At 55.6% G+C, this 17,954-nt stretch carries 17 protein-coding genes; 4 read left to right on the top strand and 13 right to left on the bottom strand.

Features of this window, described 5'->3' with window-relative positions:
* Positions 1-5 precede the first annotated feature (5 nt).
* The 10 genes from MELB17_RS26280 to MELB17_RS24875 all read right to left on the bottom strand — a co-directional run bounded on the left by MELB17_RS26280 (position 6) and on the right by MELB17_RS24875 (position 12,979).
* Positions 6-2,654 (bottom strand): phosphomannomutase/phosphoglucomutase, encoded by a 2,649-nt coding sequence (locus MELB17_RS26280; RefSeq protein WP_007348377.1) that lies wholly within the window; start codon positions 2,652-2,654, stop codon positions 6-8.
* Positions 2,655-2,790: 136 nt separating this feature from the next.
* Entirely contained in the window at positions 2,791-3,252 is a 462-nt protein-coding gene (dut, locus tag MELB17_RS01615) for a dUTP diphosphatase (RefSeq protein WP_007348376.1), read from the bottom strand.
* On the bottom strand, positions 3,249-4,532 hold the full coding sequence (coaBC, locus tag MELB17_RS01610; protein ID WP_007348375.1) for a bifunctional phosphopantothenoylcysteine decarboxylase/phosphopantothenate--cysteine ligase CoaBC: 1,284 nt from the start codon (positions 4,530-4,532) through the stop codon (positions 3,249-3,251). Before coaBC ends, dut begins: the two co-directional genes overlap by 4 nt.
* A gap of 259 nt (positions 4,533-4,791) precedes the next feature.
* The gene (locus MELB17_RS01605; RefSeq protein WP_007348374.1) at positions 4,792-5,904 is read right to left on the bottom strand and encodes an alpha/beta hydrolase family protein; all 1,113 of its coding nucleotides are present in this window, start codon (positions 5,902-5,904) and stop codon (positions 4,792-4,794) included.
* Positions 5,886-9,026 carry an efflux RND transporter permease subunit gene (locus MELB17_RS01600; protein WP_007348373.1) on the bottom strand — a complete coding sequence of 1,047 codons (3,141 nt, stop codon included), beginning with the start codon at positions 9,024-9,026 and terminating at the stop codon, positions 5,886-5,888. The genes MELB17_RS01605 and MELB17_RS01600 overlap by 19 nt, the downstream gene beginning before the upstream one ends.
* Complete coding sequence (locus MELB17_RS01595) at positions 9,026-10,162, bottom strand: efflux RND transporter periplasmic adaptor subunit (protein ID WP_007348372.1); 1,137 nt, start codon at positions 10,160-10,162, stop codon at positions 9,026-9,028. Before MELB17_RS01595 ends, MELB17_RS01600 begins: the two co-directional genes overlap by 1 nt.
* Positions 10,152-10,901 (bottom strand): MipA/OmpV family protein, encoded by a 750-nt coding sequence (locus MELB17_RS01590; RefSeq protein WP_227498769.1) that lies wholly within the window; start codon positions 10,899-10,901, stop codon positions 10,152-10,154. Before MELB17_RS01590 ends, MELB17_RS01595 begins: the two co-directional genes overlap by 11 nt.
* 103 nt (positions 10,902-11,004) lie before the next feature.
* Positions 11,005-12,312, bottom strand: coding sequence for a sensor histidine kinase (locus MELB17_RS01585; protein WP_007348370.1), 1,308 nt, complete (start codon positions 12,310-12,312; stop codon positions 11,005-11,007).
* Positions 12,309-12,668 (bottom strand): winged helix-turn-helix domain-containing protein, encoded by a 360-nt coding sequence (locus MELB17_RS24880; protein WP_007348369.1) that lies wholly within the window; start codon positions 12,666-12,668, stop codon positions 12,309-12,311. Before MELB17_RS24880 ends, MELB17_RS01585 begins: the two co-directional genes overlap by 4 nt.
* Positions 12,644-12,979, bottom strand: coding sequence for a response regulator (locus MELB17_RS24875; RefSeq protein ID WP_007348368.1), 336 nt, complete (start codon positions 12,977-12,979; stop codon positions 12,644-12,646). Before MELB17_RS24875 ends, MELB17_RS24880 begins: the two co-directional genes overlap by 25 nt.
* Before the next feature lie 209 nt (positions 12,980-13,188).
* Here MELB17_RS24875 and radC point away from each other — a divergent pair, with 209 nt between their 5' ends.
* The 3 genes from radC to rpmG all read left to right on the top strand — a co-directional run bounded on the left by radC (position 13,189) and on the right by rpmG (position 14,617).
* Entirely contained in the window at positions 13,189-13,995 is an 807-nt protein-coding gene (gene radC, locus MELB17_RS01575; RefSeq protein WP_198136418.1) for a RadC family protein, read from the top strand.
* A 218-nt stretch (positions 13,996-14,213) separates the two neighbouring features.
* Positions 14,214-14,450 (top strand): 50S ribosomal protein L28, encoded by a 237-nt coding sequence (rpmB, locus tag MELB17_RS01570; RefSeq protein ID WP_007348365.1) that lies wholly within the window; start codon positions 14,214-14,216, stop codon positions 14,448-14,450.
* An 11-nt stretch (positions 14,451-14,461) separates the two neighbouring features.
* Positions 14,462-14,617, top strand: a complete 156-nt coding sequence (gene rpmG / locus MELB17_RS01565; RefSeq protein WP_007348364.1) for a 50S ribosomal protein L33 — start codon at positions 14,462-14,464, stop codon at positions 14,615-14,617.
* A 64-nt stretch (positions 14,618-14,681) separates the two neighbouring features.
* Here rpmG and MELB17_RS01560 read toward each other — a convergent pair whose 3' ends face one another.
* The 3 genes from MELB17_RS01560 to MELB17_RS01550 form a co-directional block, all read right to left on the bottom strand.
* A complete protein-coding gene (locus MELB17_RS01560) occupies positions 14,682-15,551 on the bottom strand; it encodes an endonuclease/exonuclease/phosphatase family protein (RefSeq protein WP_007348363.1) in 870 nt (289 codons plus the stop codon).
* Between the two features lie 53 nt (positions 15,552-15,604).
* Positions 15,605-16,240: a thiol:disulfide interchange protein DsbA/DsbL gene (locus MELB17_RS01555; protein WP_007348362.1), complete on the bottom strand. Its 636-nt coding sequence runs from the start codon at positions 16,238-16,240 to the stop codon at positions 15,605-15,607.
* A 151-nt stretch (positions 16,241-16,391) separates the two neighbouring features.
* Complete coding sequence (locus MELB17_RS01550; protein ID WP_007348361.1) at positions 16,392-17,000, bottom strand: c-type cytochrome; 609 nt, start codon at positions 16,998-17,000, stop codon at positions 16,392-16,394.
* 175 nt (positions 17,001-17,175) lie between these two features.
* On the opposite strand from MELB17_RS01550, the gene yihA reads away from it, so the two are divergent.
* Positions 17,176-17,817 (top strand): ribosome biogenesis GTP-binding protein YihA/YsxC, encoded by a 642-nt coding sequence (yihA, locus tag MELB17_RS01545; protein ID WP_007348360.1) that lies wholly within the window; start codon positions 17,176-17,178, stop codon positions 17,815-17,817.
* Positions 17,818-17,954 lie beyond the last annotated feature (137 nt).

The following is a 17,954-nucleotide window of genomic DNA, read 5'->3' as shown; positions in this document are numbered from 1 at the left end:
AGGGTTCAGAATGTGACATTCAGCTCTGGTGCCACTTGCCGAAGCTGCTCACGAAACACGGTTTTGATGCGCGCCAGCGCCTCTTCGGATTCTGCTTCAAAACGCAGCACCAGCGCCGGTGTGGTATTAGAAGCCCGGCACAGGCCCCAGCCGTCGCCATACTCCACCCTCACCCCGTCAATTGTGTTGATACTGCCGTCGCCAAATTCACCCTGGGCACTCAGACGCTCAACAATGCCGAATTTAGACGCTTCGGTGACCTCGATATTCAGCTCCGGCGTGCTGATGTCCTCGGGGAAATCCTCGAACACTACGTCGCTGTAGCGGTCTTCAATACCGAGAATCTCCAATAAACGCGCAGCGGCGTAAAGGCCGTCATCAAAACCGTACCAGCGTTCGGCAAAAAATATGTGACCGCTCATCTCCCCGGCCAGCAAAGCGCCGGTCTCCCGCATTTTGGCTTTCATCAGCGAATGTCCGGTTTTCCACATGACGGGCCGGCCGCCAGCCTGGGATATCACCCCTGCAAGGCGACGGCTGCATTTCACGTCGTACAACACATCGGCACCGGGGTTGCGTGACACCACATCGCGGGCAAACAGCATCAACAGGCGGTCGGGCCAGATAATGCGGCCGCGGTTAGTCACCACGCCAATGCGGTCACCATCGCCATCAAAGGCAATACCCAAATCAGCACCTTCCTGTTCAACCTTGGCGATCAGGTCCCGCAAATTCTCGGGTTTTCCCGGATCCGGGTGGTGGTTAGGGAAGTCGCCATCAACATCGCAATACAGCGGGATAACGTCACAGCCCAGCTCGTCAATCAGCATAGGGCCCAGCTCGCCGGCGATGCCGTTACCAGCGTCCACTACCACTTTCAGCGGCGCGGCAACGGCAATGTCGCCAACAATGGCATCCAGATAGGCACGCCTTACGTCTTCCGACGACTGGCTGCCGGCACCCTGAGCCAGGTTCCCGTTAAGAATGCGCCGATGCAGGGCTTTAATAGCATCGCCAGACAGGGTTTCACCGCCAAGCATGATCTTGAGGCCGTTGTAGTTGGACGGGTTATGACTCCCGGTGACCATGACACCGGAGCCCGTATCAAGCTGGTGGGTGGCGAAATACAACACCGGAGTGGGCACCGCGCCAACGTGTATAACATCGCACCCACTGGCCATCAGACCCCGAGCAACCGCGTCTGCCAGCCCAGGGCTGGAATGGCGACCGTCGCAACCCACGCACAGCGCGCTAACGCCCCGTGCCAAAGCCTCTGAACCAATCGCCTGACCGATCAGTTCTACACCGGCTTCGGTCAGGGATTCGTCAACAATACCGCGGATGTCGTAAGCACGGAAAATATCCGCTGACAGCACCGGCGCCTGATCCAGCTCTTCTACATCAGGCAGGGCGTCGGCACCAAACAACGGTTCGGCGGACACAGCACCAAAACCCAAAACGTCTTCGTCTCCATCAAGCATGTCCACATCGGGCAGGTCTTTATCTTGGAACAGTGGTTCCGCCTCTGCAGTGGGGCGTTTTTTACCCGCAGCTGCCGGGCGGGCGCCCTCACCGGCCTTGCTGACACGCTTTTCCACGACCTGGGACAATCGGTAAAGCACCTCGGCGAGCGACGCGACTGTGTCCCAGTGCAAAGCCGGTAACTTGCTGCGTTCACCGGAGTAAGCCTTGTGAGCCCATTCGATAACTAAGGTGGAGTCCCGGCGTAACGACCGCTTCGCGCGGTTGAGCAATACCCAAACCGCGATGGCTGCAGCCAGCAGAGGAACCCCCAGCAGCAGCGCTGCCAACAGAATATTCACCGGCATTTGCGCTTGCCCTGCGGGCGTGTACGCAATGCTCCAATCCGGATTTTTCAGGGTCACAACGCGAGGCTCTCCGCCGCCGCTGCCTTGACTTAACAAAATGCTGGTCGTTCCTGATACGGTCTGGCGCAGCGCCAGGGCGCCGTTATTCTGGCCATCTGCGAATAGAGGCTGCAGGCTGGTGGCGTCAAACACCATTAACAGGGTGCCGGCTACGGGATTGTCGCCCGACATTTTTACCGGCGCGGCCAGATGGATGAACCAGCGGTTGTCGCGGGGAAAAGCATCCGGAAAAAGTGGGCTCCCGGTTTCCGCCTTGCGCGCCAATTCCAGACCGGCAAAGCCCAGCATCGGGTCGTTGGTGGCCGAGCGCGGGATGGCACGACGTGGAAATAAATAAACGGCGGCGACACCGGGCAAGCTGTTTTGTAACTGCTTCGCAGCCTGCAACAGATCGCCGCCACTGCTGACGGTATCGACAAGGCGAGGCTGCGTTGCCAGGCCCTGCACGCTTTGCTGTAACAGCGACAGGTAGCCGTTAATCCGGCTTGCGGCGTTGTCAGCCGCCACCTGGGCCGTTACCTCGAACTGTTGCTCACTGGCCGGCTGCAAAATCAGGAAAAAAACCAGGGCCAAAGCCAGAACAGTAGCAACAACAACAATCAATGCCTGGCTCAAAGCGACACTGCCCAGTGTTCGCATGCGATTCGCCGAACCTGTGTCCTTATCGGATTTAGCAGACGTTTTTTTTGCCCGCATCGAGGGCTTGGAATCCTCAGAATGGTCTGGGGCCTGACTGTCCGGGGTCTTCTTTTTGCCCAGCTTCATGGATTGTTCCTGCGTTTGTCATTGTTCCGGCTCACACTCACTTGCGGGCCTGGTAATTGCGACGGTCTCGCTGAGCTAATTCGCAAAGTATAGCTGTAACGCAGCTACTTTGGGGCGCTGTTGCCAATCACCAACGCTAGTTGCGGCCGGTTGAACCAAACCCACCCGTACCCCGGTGGCTGCTGTCGAACTCATCAACCACTTCAAATTCAGCTTGCACTACCGGTACCAGCACCAGTTGCGCCAGGCGTTCTCCAGGCTCAACAGTAAACCGGGTTTGGCCGCGGTTCCAGCAAGACACCATCAACTCGCCCTGGTAGTCGGAATCAATCAGGCCCACAAGGTTGCCTAGCACAATGCCGTGTTTGTGGCCCAGGCCGCTGCGCGGGAGTATCAGCGCAGCCAGATCTGGATCCGCAATGTGAATCGCCAAGCCAGTACCAATCAGCTGGGTGTCGCCCGGTTCCAGCACTAGAGGCTGCGACAGACAGGCACGTAAATCCAGGCCCGCAGAGCCATCGGTGGCATAGGCGGGAAACGCTATGCTTTGGCCAATACGCTCATCCAATACACGGATCTGAAGTTTTTTGCGGGTCATGAAGGTTTCCGATCAGAATTATTTTGGGGTTTTTGGTGAGAGCCCTTTTGGTTTTGGCTATCGCCAACCCGTGCATTCAGGCGCGGCGCAATCAGCGCCACCAGTTCGTGCGCAATCTGCTGCTTGGCACAGGGCCCAAGGTGGACCTGGTCGGTGGCGGTGAATACGCTGACGGCGTTGTTGTCGCTGTTAAAGCCCAAGCCAGGTACCGACACATCATTGGCCACAATCATATCCAGCCCCTTCTTGCCCATCTTGCTGATGGCATAGCGGGCAACGTCATTGGTTTCCGCTGCAAAACCCACGGTGAATGGCGCGTCTGCCCGCGCGGCTACGGTTGCCAGAGTGTCCGGGTTACGCACCAGCGCCAGCGTCATCTGGGCGGCGGATTTCTTGAGTTTGTCGCTGGCATAATCCTGCGGGCGATAGTCAGCCACCGCAGCGGTGGCGATAAAAAGATCACAACCCTCATCAACCGCCGCCATAGTCGTTTCAAGCATTTGTTCTGCGGTCATCACCGAGCGCAGTTTTATACCCGCGGGCGGAGGCAGGTTCACCGGCCCGCTGACCAGCACAACCTCAGCGCCGGCAGCATGAGCGGCTATGGCCATAGCGTAGCCCATTTTGCCAGAGCTGTGATTGCTGATATAGCGTACTGGATCAATAGGTTCACGGGTTGGCCCAGCGGTGATCACTAGGCGCTTACCAGCCAGCACACCGCCGGCGCTATTATCGATTTGCGCTTGTTCCTGAGCCAGCGCCCGCACGATCTGCTCTGGCTCCAGCATGCGCCCTGGGCCGTTATCACCGCAGGCCTGCTGGCCTTCCGCCGGTCCCCACAGGCGAATCTGGGGGTCCGCTTTTAACAGCTGCACCACCCGCTGGGTGCGATGATTAGCCCACATGGCCTGATTCATCGCCGGCACCAGGGCAATGGGCACCTCGGCAGCACTGCACACCGTAGCCAGCAGATCATCGGCCATGCCCGCCGCCAGACGCGCCATAAAGTCTGCCGACGCCGGGGCCACGATAATCCGTTGCGCCCATTTCGCCAGCTCAATGTGGCCCATGCCAGCCTCGGCTTCCGGGTCTAGCAACGAGGTACGCACCGGTTGCCCACTCAACGCCTGAAACGTCAGTGGAGTCACAAAAGCTTCAGCGCCACGGGTCATCACCACCTGCACCGAATACCCCGCTTTTTTTAACAGCCGCACCAGCTCCGCCGTTTTATAAGCCGCGATACCGCCGGTAACGCCAACAAGAATTCGTGTATCAGCCATAGGGGCTGCATCCTCATGCGTTGTAAAAGCAGTAACATATCACGCCACAGCGCCACAGACAGCCTGCCGCAGAGTACACCCGCCTTACCAGCGCACTTTTTTTCCAGTAATCTGGAACCAGTTCCCATAGGCGGCGGCTCAAACCAGCCGCCCTTTCATTTGCAAGGATGCAATCACATGAGAAACGCAGGCTGCCATGGAGATGGCACGGCGGGTGACAGACGAACCCCTGCGCCCAAAATAGTTGCAGCCCCCGGCTTCACGTCAGTCGGTCATCTTCGCGAGCGAACGTGATGCCTGGCTCGGAAAACTTGTCCAACCAGTTGGCCAAACCAGCAAGGACTCCGTCGGCGAAGATATCGCCTCCAAGAAACCAAATTTTGAGTAGCGTAAGCCAAGCGGCTACTCCCTGATGTGCGGGCTTTCTCTGCTCTGCTTTCATCAAGCCGTGATCGGCATGGTCAAAAAGGCGAACCTCGAAGAACGGCACTGCTGAGAGACCAAGTAGCTGGCGATAGGCATTGGCGCTTGAATCAGGATCGACGTAAGCATCATACGAACCAAAGAGTGCCAGCATGGGCACGTGAATCGCTTGCAGGTCAGTGCGAACATCAGCGCGCCAGTTGTGCTTCACGAACCCCCAAAAAGCTTCACTCATTGGCTTAACGTCCACCTCACCTGCGATATAGCTCAAATAGGCAGTATAGGGTGCATCACTCTGAATTAAGGCATTGATAGCGCCAGCGGCATCTTCGGCCGCTTCGATTTCCTGCCCGCTCAAGCCTTCTGCCATCATGCGCTGGCGGCCTGAATAGCGGGATTGCTCTATCCAATTGACCGCGCCCGACACAGAAATCAAGAAGGTGACATCATCGCGTTGGTTGGCGACTTTGGGCAATACCCAGCCAGCCTGACTGAAGCCAATAAGGCCAATCTGGCCCTCTCCGTTATCCATCTCTGTGCGTAAAAACTCAATAGCTGCAGCAACTTCGGAGGCACGATCCTCCATCGACTGCAGCTGCCAGTCGCCTTCGGAGTCGCCAACGCCGGGCTTATCCCAGGACAGCGAGCACCAACCTTTTTCCGCAAACAGGTGCCACAGGGGCTCATAATAGCCGTAAGCATCTCGCGGCGTATCGCCAGAGCCGTGTACAAAAATGACGCATGAGTCAAGCGTGGCCGCGGTGCTTGGCAGCACCAGCACGCCTTGCAGGATGTTGCCAGCGTGGACGAAGCTCACATTCTTGCGCACCAAGGGCGCCTCATCGGCGGCGACTACAATGACCATGGCTAAACCCAGGCAAAACAGCAACAGAGCAACACCGATGCGGCGAAATCCGACGAACGGTGTTTTTACGGAGACAAATGACATGGGGACTCCTTGGGTGGTTTCGTTGACAGAGCAGTCAGGCGAAGCTGCTTGAGGTCCTGAGTGATGGCAATCAGTACCGGTACCAGCAACAGCATTAGGGCTGTGGAGAAAAGCTCGCCGAAGGCCAGGGAAACTGCAGCAGGCTTCAGGTACTGAGCCTGTTCGGAGGCTTCCAACAACAACGGCAGCAAACCGACCACGGTGGTGGTCGTGGTTAGAAAAATCGCTCGAAAGCGGCTGGTGGCTGCGACCTGGATCGCTTCATAGGGGTTCATGCCTTCTGCAACAAGCTCGTTGTGGCGGCTCAGCATAACCAGACTATCGTTCACGACGACTCCGGCCAGAGCCAGCATGCCGAACATCGACAGCAACGACAGGGCCAGATCAAGATACAAGTGACCGAGAATGGCGCCGACGAAACCGAATGGGACAATGGCCAAGATAATAAAGGGCTGCCAATAAGACTTTAAAGGTACCGCCAACAGTACATAAATCAGCACCATGGCAATCAACAGCGCCTTCTTCAGACCACCTTGCAGCTCATCCATCTCTTCCAACTCGCCGCCAAGGCTAATGTCCAGGCCCGGGTATTGCTGTTTGAGTTGGGGCGCCAGCTGGCTTAACACAGCCTGCCCCACGTCTTCAGGGGCAACCACATTACGATCGATGGTGGCCGAGATCACATTGACCCACTTGCTGTTTTCCCGTTGCAGCGTCTTCGGCGTGAGGACCTGCTCGACATCGGCGATGGTCGAGAGCAAAAACCATTGGCCGTCATGGTTCCGGATGTGGAATGTCAACAGATCATCCATCGTGTTGCGCTGTTCAATACCCTGCTGTACCAGGACGGCCAGCTCGGTGTCACCGCGCTGGATTTTCTGCACTTCGGCAGCGCCGAAAGCAGAGCCTACCTGCGTCGCCAGGGTCTGCCGATCAAACCCCAGGCTCTCGGCGGCGGGTTTAAGCGTGACCTTTAGCTCGGCCTGTGTGCCCGCCATCGAATCGCGAGGACTATGTACTCCATCGATCGTGCCCAGATAGTCCTTGAGTGCGTTGCCGGCGGAGGTCAGCGTATCCTGGTCGCGGCTGGCAAGCTTGATCTCGAAGCCTCCGCCAATCTCTTCAGAGCCCGTAAAGCGTAATTCAATGACACCTTCAAGCTGACCGACCTGTTGGCGCCAGCGCTGGATAACGTGTTGGATGCCTATGTCTGGCCGCTCCTTAACCGGCGTGAGCTCAGCATAGATCTCAGCGGATTCGGCGCTGTTAATCGCTTCAAAAACACTTCGGACAGGCGCTCTATCTAGGCCGTATTGCTGCTGCAGCAACTCACTGACGGCCTCCCCCACATCGCGGATACGCTCAACATTGGCGCGGGTCAGTTCAACGGACGCGCTACGGTCCATCTCCAGGATAATGCTTATAATCTGTCCAGGTACTTCCGGGAAGAACACGCTTTTCACCTTGCCTTTCATAGTCAGTCCCAGTGCCAGTGTCGCTACGCTGACGAATAGAATCAACGCTGCATAACGGTAACGTACAGTTACCAAGAGCAGGGGCACATAGCAGCGGTCGCGCAGAAAATACAGCGCCGCTTGGGCGGCCTGCTGCACCGTTTTCCAGAGCCGGGCCGCCAGCCATCGGGGCGGCGTGTCGATATCGATGCGAGCAAGATGGGCGGGTAAAATAAACTTGCTTTCCAGCATTGAAAACAGCAATGCGAAAATGACCACACCGGAAAACTGCGCCAGCACCTTACCCAGTGGGTTGTCGAGGACCAGCAAGGGGAAGAAGGCGGCGATGGTCGTCAGAACACCGAAAACAGTGGCAACGGAGACTCGCGCTACGCCCGCCTCGGTGGCGGTGATGGGATTTTTGTCAAAGCTGCGCTGCTCGAACACACTTTCACCGACAACCACCGCATCATCAACCAGAATACCCAAGGCAATGATGAATCCGAATGTGGTGACATCATTGAGCGAATAATCGACCCAAGTGGTGCCAGACACGGCGATGGAGCCCAATACCGACACCGGAATCCCCATAGCCACCCAGAAGGCGAGTTTCAAATCAAGAAACAGGGCCAGGACCAGCGCAACCAAAACCAAGGCCTGGAAACCGTTTTTGGTCAGCAGGCTCAGGCGGTCAGCGATATAAACGGCGCTGTCGCCCCACACATCGGCTTGAACCCCTTGAGGGAGCTGGGGGCGCAAGTCGTGCAACACGCGCTGGGTGATTTCTGAAATACGCAACAAGTTTTCGCGGTGGCCCACCAGTATTTCAATTCCAGCAGTGGGCTGGCCGTTAAAGCGGAACCGATAGTCGCCCTCAACATAGGTATCATGAATAGCGGCAATGTCGCCCAGTAATACCTGACCGCCACCATGTTTCTTCAGGATGGGAATGACCCCGTAATCCGGCGCATACTGAGCTTTACCATCGGCTCTAATAAAGATACTACCGGCGCTTGTTTTCAGGGAACCTGCCTGAAACTCCAGTGAACTGGAGCGAATGCGCTCCACAACATCTGGCACGGTCAGGTTCAGTTGCCGCAGCTTGTGGCTGTCGACCTCGATACGCAACTCCTGCTTTTGCAGCCCCCAGACATTCAATCGCGATAGCTCTGGCTGGGCCAGCAGCGCCTGTCTCAGCCGCTTGGCGAGCTCATGCAAGGTGCCCTGGTCGACATCGCCGTAAAGGTTGATATAGAGCGCCGGATAATCAAAACCACTGGCGTCAATTTGTGGCCTTTCGGCCCTGGCGGGCAATTCGATTCCGCTATCCATGCGCAGCCGAACCTGATCCAACAGCTTATCAAGATTGTAATCGCCGGCACGCCGTATCGTAATAATAGAGAGACTCTCGGTGGAGACCGCCGAAAAACTGCGAACACCTTCCAGGCCTACCAGTGCGGTTTCGATTTTCTGGCTGACCAAAGCGTCAACCTTGGCGGGCGGTGCGCCCGGAAACACCGTGGCAATGATGATCCGATCCGATTCGATGCGTGGAAAGCCCTCGACACGCATGGTGATCAGAGTGATTACACCCATAAACAGGATAAAACCCATCAGTAGATTGGCAGCAACCGAATTGCGAATAAACCAGGCAGTCAACGCACGCATCACCAGGCCGCCTCTGTGGTCGTGCGGACATTCTGGCCCGGCAGATAGGAAGACTGGGGCATAGCAACGACCTGCCACTCAGCCCTATTGTGCGGCGCCCTGATCAGTACACGATCATCGTTGTGGGACAGAACGTCGACAACGCCGCGAGCCAGGGTGTTCTCACTTTCAATCCACCAGACCGAGCCATTGCTGGTCAGCGCCGAAGCAGGAATGCTGAGTGTATTGTGCTCTGTGCGGCCCTGGAAGCGAACCTTGACAAGGTCCCCGGCGAGGGCATCAGTCTCAGCGCGCTGAGCGTACAGGTGAACGATATAGTGGCGAGTTTCTTCGTCACGGTAACCTCCACTCTCCCGAACGACTGCCTTACCGACAGCATTACCCTGTTCGTTGAAGAGTGATACCTTTTGGCCCTGAATAGGATGCTTGAGTCGTTGCCAGTCACTTTTGCTAACGCCGACGGCGATGTCGTAGTGACTGTCATCAATCAGGCGAGCTACCGGGTCACCGGCCATGTACTTTTGACCCGGGCTGATATGGCGTTCGACGATGTAGCCGCTGTAAGGCGCTCTTATCACCGTTTGGTCAAGCTGCTGTTTCGCTACTTTGACATGGGCTCTGGCCGCTTTAACGTTAGCATTGGCAATGTTCAATTGGGGCAGGTGCAGGGCCAGGTTATTAGGCGGTTGCGCTCCGGCGCTATCAAATTGTCGCTGTGCCACCCGGGTTGTGTATACCGCCCGCTGCTGATCCAGTTCGGCCTCACGGCACGCGCGTTCGGCTTCTGCCAGCTCGGCCTGGTAACGGATATCGTCAATCACAAAGAGTGGCTCGTCCTTCTTGACGCGACTTCCAGCAAGGGCAAGGGGATGCATTCTGACGATGACACCGCTGACATCTGACTTCAGGTCGATAACCCAGCGCGGCTTGATCTCGGCATAGGCTTCAACCACTAAGGACTGCTCACCAGCGCTGACATTTTCCACGGTAACCAAGGGAAGTAAATCGGGTTTATCCTGTTTTTTAATGTCAGCGATATTTTCCATATCAGCAAGCAGCGCAGTAACGCCTGTCAACACGCCGATGGCTACAAACAAAGCGAGTGTCCGACGATTTAGCAAACGTTTAAAACGCATAGATGTACCCTGCGCTGACCGACCAGGTGTGCCGCCGATCGACGATAGGGCTTTTGTAGACTGCACTGGAAAGACGGCGATGATTGAGGCCGATTAAAACCTGATTCGATTCGCCAAAAAAACGGGACAGGCTGACGCCAGCCTGGTATTCAAAGGAGCGGCCCGGACGATATTCAGGGCGGCCTGCTTTCACCTCGTCGGCATCAACTCCCACGTAATAACGCGCAACCTGACTGCCCGCATAGGTCAGTGAAACGTGGGGGTCGATACGCCATTTCCCGAGCTTTAGCGGATAGCCGTAACTGACTACAGCAGCGCCGCCCCCGTGGTTATCCGAGACATCCTGCCGATAGCTCAGTGCCAGATATCCCAGCGAGCCGAACCAGCCAGTGCTGACCTCTGCGGTGTAGATGTCATCGAGCTTCTTCATGTCCTTCAACGCGGCACTGCCGCCCCTTTTCACATCGCCGAAAGCATCGAAGCTGATGGCGGCGGACAGGTACCAGTTGTCACCGCCAGCGAGGTAGCTGCCCAGCGAGTAATCACGGAAAAACCAGTTCTGCCACTCCCACTCGACATAGGTCAGCAGTCCCTCATTATGCCTACCTCCCTGATAAATCGATGGTTCGGCGTAAGCGATGAGCCCTATCGCCAGTTCACTATCGTTGTCTGAGGCTTGGCCCCAGCACCAGGACGAATGGGCGGCCAGGATAGCGGTGGTCAGGGTAATGAGCGGCATAACTTTCACTGTCTATACTCCGTTATGAATCGATGCCCCCTAAGTGCAGCAAGAGGCCAATTTTTCTAGAGTCTATTTTCCGACAGCGGGTATTAAGAGGATCTTAAGAAGATTGGGGAGAAACAGGAACTGAGGATAGATTCCAGCGCAGGACCACCCGCGCAGAATGGCGATCGAGACTGAAGTCAAACTGCCAATCAAGCTTGGCGGCAATACGTTCAACAAGTTGCAAGCCCAGTCCAAAGCGGACGGTTTCCGTCAAATCCTCCGTATCAACGGGATTTGAAATGGCAAACGAATTGTCGGTGATTGCGACGGCAATGGTGCCACTGGCCGTGTTCTGAAAAGCGTTACGAATCAGGTTGGCCAGCACAATGCGAAACAGATCTTTTTCGATGCTGATACTGCCAGCTTGGTCGTCCATTGAAACCTGGATACTTTTGTTCTCAATCAAGTACTGCATATCCGCAAACAGCTCACGGCACAGCGCACCCGACCGGACGACGGATTTACCGATGGGCCTGGCGTGTTGGCGTGCCAGCCACAACAGCGCCTCCGATAGCAGAATCATATTGGCGCTGGCCCGGCCGGCCCGCAATAGTGAGCGGTAATTGGGGTCTTCGGGAGCGATTCTGACCATCAAGGTATCGAGAGAAGCTTGAATGATAGCCAGCGGGGTTCTGAACTCATGGCTAGCGTGCCGGAGGAACTGCTGCTCACGCTCGTTGTATTCGCGGACCTGTTGCAGAGTCGACAGCAAGTGTTCAGCGATCTCATTCAGTTCGCTGATCGAGAATTGGGCATTGATTTTATTATTGGGATTTTGCTTGACCTGATTTGACCATTCAACGAGCAGCGCAAGAGGTTTCAAGGCTCTCTTGAAGAGCCAGGATATAACAAAGAACAGGACCAGTATAAATAGCCCAGTGATCAGGCTGGCGTCGATCAGTGTTCGCTTGAAAATAGCTTCAGTCAGGGCCTCAATCTTGTCAGCCTCTTCAAACTCTAACAGGTAGAGTCCGCCAGATTGATAACGATTGGAATACAGCAGGTAACCGTATTCGCGAACACCCCTTTCATTAACCCTTTCTATTTCCAGAGGGTCCGAGGGCTGGATTTTGCCAGCGGAGAAAAGCTGGCGAACCCCTTGGGGGATGTCCTCCCATTTCCGATAGGCACTGAAGTCATCCTGTTGCGGCAGAACATAGTCGGGGTGTTCGTTACGCTGTTCCAGCTTGATGGCGTCGAGGCGCATATAGTTCTTGCCGGCCTGGTCTATCTGGTAAACGCTGAAGCTGGTTACCAGGGCAATCAGCCCGATAAACAGGGCAATCGCGAGATACAGCAGTTGCTGTCGGGATTGCGCCGCCAGACTCCTGACCGGATTGACGGCGTGAAGAGCTTTTGTCACGGTGTTTCTCCGGAAAGCGACAAACCAATTCCAACATGGGTGCGAATCAGGGGACAGTTAAAGGGTTTGTCCACCACCTTGCGCAGCTGGTGCAAATGGACGTTAACGGTGCCCTCATCCACATCGTCATTCGGCCAAATATGCGCCTCGATCTCGTTTCTCGAAACCACGACCGGCGACCGGCGGGCAAGGAACAGCAGAATTTTCCAACTGGTCGGCGTGAGCTTCAGCTCCTGTTCAGAACGAATGGCTCGATACTCTTTCGGGTAGATCCTGAGGTCGGCAATCTGTATGCATTCGCGTTCCGGATTATCCCTACGGTACAACGAGTTCAGGCGGGCCAGAAGCAAAGGCATAGCGCAGGGCTTGATGACGTAATCATCAAGCCCTGCGCTGAAGCATTCAGTTGGTCTGCCTCCATATCACAGGCGGTCAGCATCAATATCGGCGTGTCGATTCCGTTAGCCCTAAGCTGCCGGCAAACATCGGTGCCCGATACCTTCGGCAGCATATTATCCAGAATCAGACAGTCATATCGATGCTGCAAAGCCAAGGTGATACCGCTCGCCCCGTTGTAGGCGAAGTCGCATTCGACGTTGTGCAGCTCGAGATACTCCGACATCGCCAACGCCAGGTCCCGGTCATCTTCGATGATCAATGTTTTCATGGCTGCCAGCTACGTGAGAACGAGCATTGAGCTTAAACGGGAACGTCTTAATATTACATTAAACCCGCTAGTAATCTGGTTTGTTATTAAACTCCGAATCGCCACACCTTGCCTCCCATGGTCGCAACGACAGCCTTCATCTAGTAATCTGGAACCTGTTCCCCTAGGCGGCTCGAATCAGCCGCCCTTTCATTTGCAAGGATGCAATCATGAGAAACCCCCAGGCGACACCCAGTTCCGTTAAGCCCTCTACAGAGACCACTCGGGCGCCTACGTCCAAGGCAACCTCAGCGATAGCAGACAGCGCCTCAGCAGCACCGTTCGCCAGCGCTGCAGCGGCGCCGTTCGCGGCATTATGGCCTACCGATGAGCGCCCCCGTGAGCGTTTGCTGGCCCACGGTTCAGGGTGCTTGTCAGACGCCGAGCTGCTGGCCATATTCCTGCGCACCGGCACCCGCGGCATGCCCGTGATGGAAATGGCCAGGTATCTTTTAAAAACCTTTGGCGGATTACGCAGCCTGATGACCGCATCCAGCCGTCAGTTCTGCAGCGTAAAAGGCCTGGGTACTGCCAAGTACGCGCAAATGCAGGCAGCCATGGAGATGGCACGGCGGGTAACGGAGGAGCCTCTGCGCCAAGGGGATCCATTAAAATCCCCCGAAGATACCCGGCGCTTTCTGGCCAGTCGCCTTGGCACTTACCCACACGAAGTCTTCGCCGCCCTGTTTCTGGATAACCGGCACCGGATAATCCACTATCGCGAGCTGTTCCGTGGCACCATTGACGGCGCCGCGGTGTACCCGCGGGAGGTGGTGCGCCAGGCGTTGGAAGACAACGCAGCAGCGGTTATATTTGCCCACAATCACCCCAGCGGTGTCGCCGAACCCAGCCAGGCCGACATCGCACTGACCAAGCGCCTGAAAGACGCTCTGGCGCTGGTGGATATCAGGGTTCTTGACCATATGGTTGTGGGCCACGGTGAGGTAATATCACTGGCCGAACGGGGTTTGATGTAGACTTGGGTTAACCAAGCTCGAAAATTGAACAATTTACCAACAATTTTTTTGCGTTGGGCCGCCAGTTCTGGTATAAAAGCGTCCCTATTCTGGCGGCGTCTGGCGAGTTACGTTCGGTTTTTAGACGCGAACAGGAAGCTCTAATTGCCCCCTAGGCAACCAGAGACGCAATCAACGAATTCGATTATTAAGACCATAGCTCAAGGTCGGAGGCAAGTATGTCCAGAGTTTGTCAAGTTACCGGTAAACGTCCGGTTGCTGGTAACAACGTATCCCACGCGATGAATCACACTCGTCGTCGTTTTCTGCCGAATCTGCAGAGCCATCGCTTTTGGGTTGAAACCGAGAAGCGCTTCGTGAAGCTGCGCGTATCCACCAAGGGTATGCGCATCATCGACAAAAAAGGTATTGATATCGTACTGGCCGATCTTCGTGCCCGTGGCGAGAAATTTTAAGGAGCCATATAATGCGCGAAAAAATCAAGCTGGTTTCATCAGCAGGTACGGGTCACTTTTACACCACCATGAAGAACAAGCGCAACACGCCGGAGAAAATCCAGCTGAGCAAGTTCGACCCGGTTGTACGTAAGCACGTGACCTACAAGGAAGCCAAGATCAAGTAGTTGATCCGGTGACCATAAAAAAACCCGACCATCGAGTCGGGTTTTTTTATGGTTAAAAAGCACTTCAAGACGATTTTGGCGACGTTGCACCCGGTTTTGGCAGGGTAATGTCCAAGGCGATGGGCAGGTGATCTGACACCGGGTAACTGACTACACCGGAGCTGTGAACCTGAAGGCTCGGGCTCACCAGAATATGGTCCAGCGCTTTTTCAGGGCGCCAGCTAGGAAAACTGTGAGCGTTTGCCGGCAACGGAATCAAGTCGGTCTGCTTCAGCGGCGTATTGGTCAGCAGCTGCTCCGCATGGGCGTTCATGTCGCCCATCAGCACCACGTGACGATAGTCGCTGATCAAGTCGCTAACAAAGCCCAGCTGGCGCTGCTGGGCCGATTTACTCAGCGACAGGTGCATCATAACCAGCAACAGCGGGTCTTCCGGATTGCCGTACTTGGCGACTATCACACCACGGCCGGGAATCAACCCCGGCAAACGGTGCTCTTTTACCTCGAGCGGCCGAAACCGGCTCAGCAAGCCGTTGCTGTGCTGGGCAAACTGCCCAAGATTTCGGTTTAGCTGCTGATACCAATAGGGTATACCGGCGGCCTCGGCCAGGTACTGAACCTGATTGATATGACCACTGCGCAAACTGCCACCGTCACATTCCTGTAGCGCAATAACGTCGTAATTACTGAGCAGCGTGGCAATCCGGTCCAGATTTTCAAAACGGCTACGATGAGGCAACACGTGTTGCCAACTGCGGGTTAGGTAGTGCCGGTATGACGAAGTGCTGATGCCCACCTGAATATTAAACGTTAGCAGCCGGAGGTGACCACCTTCCGCAAAATCCGGAACGTGGTCCACACCCGATGAGCTGCCGCGAGCATCACCCGCGGAACGCCGCATATCATTCCACTGATTGCGCAAACGCTTATACATAGCCACCTATATCTTAAGAATTCACGCGTTGCCCGCTCAACGGCTTCTCACGCTTATTCGCCGTCGCCGTGCTCCTGGGCAACCAGGTATTTAACCACCTCGATCGCCGCTTGCGGGCTACCGGCCGTAGAAGCGGTAACAATGTACTTGCCATTTACCAGCATAGTCGGTGTTCCGGTCACTCGCGCGCCGCGTATTTTGGCCTGCGCCTGCTGCATGCGGGCATTAACACCAAAGCTTTTATAGTTCTTCAGAAATTCATCCGCATCCACACCGTGCTCGGCGACAAAGTCCGCCAGGGCTTCAGGCGTGTTCAGCTGTCGGCGTTCGACCACCAAAGCCTCGAACAGGGCATTGTGAACCTTATCCAGTTCACCCATGGCCTGCAGCGCATAAAACGCGTAAGCGTGGGGTTCCCAAGACTTACCCAGCGCGGCAGGCAAGCGAACATAGTCAACGTAGTCTGGCGCGTTGTTTTCGTATTCTTCGGATAGCGGCTTGAATGAATAACAGTGCGGGCAGCCGTACCAGAACACCTCGGCGACCTCTATTTTTTCGGCCTGATCGGTTCGCACTGGGTTATCCAGCACTTTGTAGTGGGTGCCCTGCTGCCAATCCGCCGCCATAGCGGGCAATGCAATAGCCATAGCTCCCGCCAGTACGGCGGCCTTTATCACTGTCTTAATCATTCACTGTCTCCGACTTGTTGATTACGTAAAGTAGGGTTATGACCACAGAGGGCGAAAAAGTTCCATTCACACTAGCACCAACCGGGTTGCCGTCCGGTAAATAACAAAAAACCCTGCTCAGGCAGGGTTTTTGCTAAAACAACGGCCTGACTCAGTTAAGCCCAGAAACGTAACTGGCAACAGCTTCAATTTCAACATCGGTCAACCTGGACGCTACGTCCATCATGATCGCTGCATTATTGCCGTTGGCACGGGTACCGTCACGGTAGGCGTGCAACTGCTTGGCCACGTATTCCGCGTTCTGGCCACCCAATGCCGGGTAACCACCAGGCGCGTTGCCATGCCCTTGCGGGTTGTGACAACCGGCACAGGATGGAACACCCGATGCCATATTGCCGCCGCGATACAAAGCCTGGCCCTGAGCAACCAAATCCGGATCAGCCTGGTTCACGCCCCTGTCCTGGCCGGCAAAATAGGCCGCAAGATCCTGCAAATCCTGATCGGACTTACCCGTTAGCTGGCCGGTCATTTCAACAATGACACGCTCGTCTTTCTGGATGGCAACCAATTGGTTGTGCAGATATTTTTCACCCAAACCCGAAATTTTCGGATAAACGCCCATTATGGGATTGGCGCCACCCTGCCCGTGACAGGCTTGGCATGCTGCTGCGTTCTCTTCACCTGTTTGAGGATCTCCTGCCCCGTGCGCCATCGCTGTAAGGCCGACACCGAGAACAACTCCTGCGATCAGTTTCTTCATGCTCGCTCCGCTTCTCTCATCTTAAAATATTCTTGGTTATGCAGCCGTAAGGACTGGACCGTTCAGGCACAATACCGGGGCTGAAACTGCGGAGACGCCAAGCGCACCGCCCGGAATTGGTGTAGCATTATACATTAATCCCTGCTAACTAAAATCCAAAGGAAAGCGAATAGCCGTGGACTCTGATCTGACTCAAAAAAACCTGTCATTCAATAGTGCCCGATTTATGGTCAGCGCGTCGAAGCTGAACGAATGCCCGGCGGATATTGGCGCAGAAGTCGCTTTTGCCGGCCGCTCCAACGCCGGTAAATCCAGCGCACTGAACACCATCACCGTAAACGGCAAACTGGCGCGAACCAGCAAAACCCCTGGGCGCACCCGGCTAATCAATTTTTTTTCGCTAAACCGGGAAAATGCCCGGCTAGTAGACTTGCCCGGTTACGGCTATGCCAGAGTGTCTCGTGACATGAAAGACGACTGGCAAACCCACTTGGGGCATTATTTGAACGATCGCCGCTGCCTGCGCGGCCTGGTATTGGTTATGGATATCCGCCACCCACTGACCGAATTCGACCAAACAATGGTCCAATGGTGCCAGCACAACACCATGCCGCTGATGATTCTGGCGACAAAATCCGACAAACTGAAATTTGGCCAGGCTAAAACTGCCATGCTGGGTATTCGCCAGAAGCTGAACGAGTTCAGCTGCGTGCAGCATTTAATCATGTTCTCCTCCAGCAACAAAACCGGCCTGGATGAATGCCGCCAGGCGCTGACTCAGTGGTTAGAAGCAGAGCCGGAAGCCGCCGCCGGATAGTAACCCGCGCCTTCGACGCAAGCCAGACATGAAAAAAGCCGGCCTAAAATAATTCAGGCCGGCCAACGTCAGGGTTTGCGACGTGCTAAAACCTGAAAGCACCTTCCTTGAGCTTCCAAACAAACACGGGAAACGTC

It is taken from the genome of Marinobacter sp. ELB17 (genome assembly GCF_000169375.1).
Classification (GTDB): domain Bacteria; phylum Pseudomonadota; class Gammaproteobacteria; order Pseudomonadales; family Oleiphilaceae; genus Marinobacter.
The sequence above is the reverse complement of the archived record's forward strand: the minus strand, read 5'-3'. Positions and strand labels throughout refer to the sequence as shown.

What these genes read in the sequence shown, in the direction of transcription:
- MELB17_RS26280 (WP_007348377.1), bottom strand. Translation starts at nt 2,654, where the DNA reads ATGAAGCTGGGCAAAAAGAAGACCCCGGACAGTCAGGCCCCAGACCAT.
- dut (WP_007348376.1), bottom strand. Translation starts at nt 3,252, where the DNA reads ATGACCCGCAAAAAACTTCAGATCCGTGTATTGGATGAGCGTATTGGC.
- coaBC (WP_007348375.1), bottom strand. Translation starts at nt 4,532, where the DNA reads ATGGCTGATACACGAATTCTTGTTGGCGTTACCGGCGGTATCGCGGCT.
- MELB17_RS01605 (WP_007348374.1), bottom strand. Translation starts at nt 5,904, where the DNA reads ATGTCATTTGTCTCCGTAAAAACACCGTTCGTCGGATTTCGCCGCATC.
- MELB17_RS01600 (WP_007348373.1), bottom strand. Translation starts at nt 9,026, where the DNA reads ATGCGTGCGTTGACTGCCTGGTTTATTCGCAATTCGGTTGCTGCCAAT.
- MELB17_RS01595 (WP_007348372.1), bottom strand. Translation starts at nt 10,162, where the DNA reads ATGCGTTTTAAACGTTTGCTAAATCGTCGGACACTCGCTTTGTTTGTA.
- MELB17_RS01590 (WP_227498769.1), bottom strand. Translation starts at nt 10,901, where the DNA reads ATGCCGCTCATTACCCTGACCACCGCTATCCTGGCCGCCCATTCGTCC.
- MELB17_RS24880 (WP_007348369.1), bottom strand. Translation starts at nt 12,668, where the DNA reads ATGCCTTTGCTTCTGGCCCGCCTGAACTCGTTGTACCGTAGGGATAAT.
- MELB17_RS24875 (WP_007348368.1), bottom strand. Translation starts at nt 12,979, where the DNA reads ATGAAAACATTGATCATCGAAGATGACCGGGACCTGGCGTTGGCGATG.
- radC (WP_198136418.1), top strand. Translation starts at nt 13,189, where the DNA reads ATGAGAAACCCCCAGGCGACACCCAGTTCCGTTAAGCCCTCTACAGAG.
- rpmB (WP_007348365.1), top strand. Translation starts at nt 14,214, where the DNA reads ATGTCCAGAGTTTGTCAAGTTACCGGTAAACGTCCGGTTGCTGGTAAC.
- rpmG (WP_007348364.1), top strand. Translation starts at nt 14,462, where the DNA reads ATGCGCGAAAAAATCAAGCTGGTTTCATCAGCAGGTACGGGTCACTTT.
- MELB17_RS01560 (WP_007348363.1), bottom strand. Translation starts at nt 15,551, where the DNA reads ATGTATAAGCGTTTGCGCAATCAGTGGAATGATATGCGGCGTTCCGCG.
- MELB17_RS01555 (WP_007348362.1), bottom strand. Translation starts at nt 16,240, where the DNA reads ATGATTAAGACAGTGATAAAGGCCGCCGTACTGGCGGGAGCTATGGCT.
- MELB17_RS01550 (WP_007348361.1), bottom strand. Translation starts at nt 17,000, where the DNA reads ATGAAGAAACTGATCGCAGGAGTTGTTCTCGGTGTCGGCCTTACAGCG.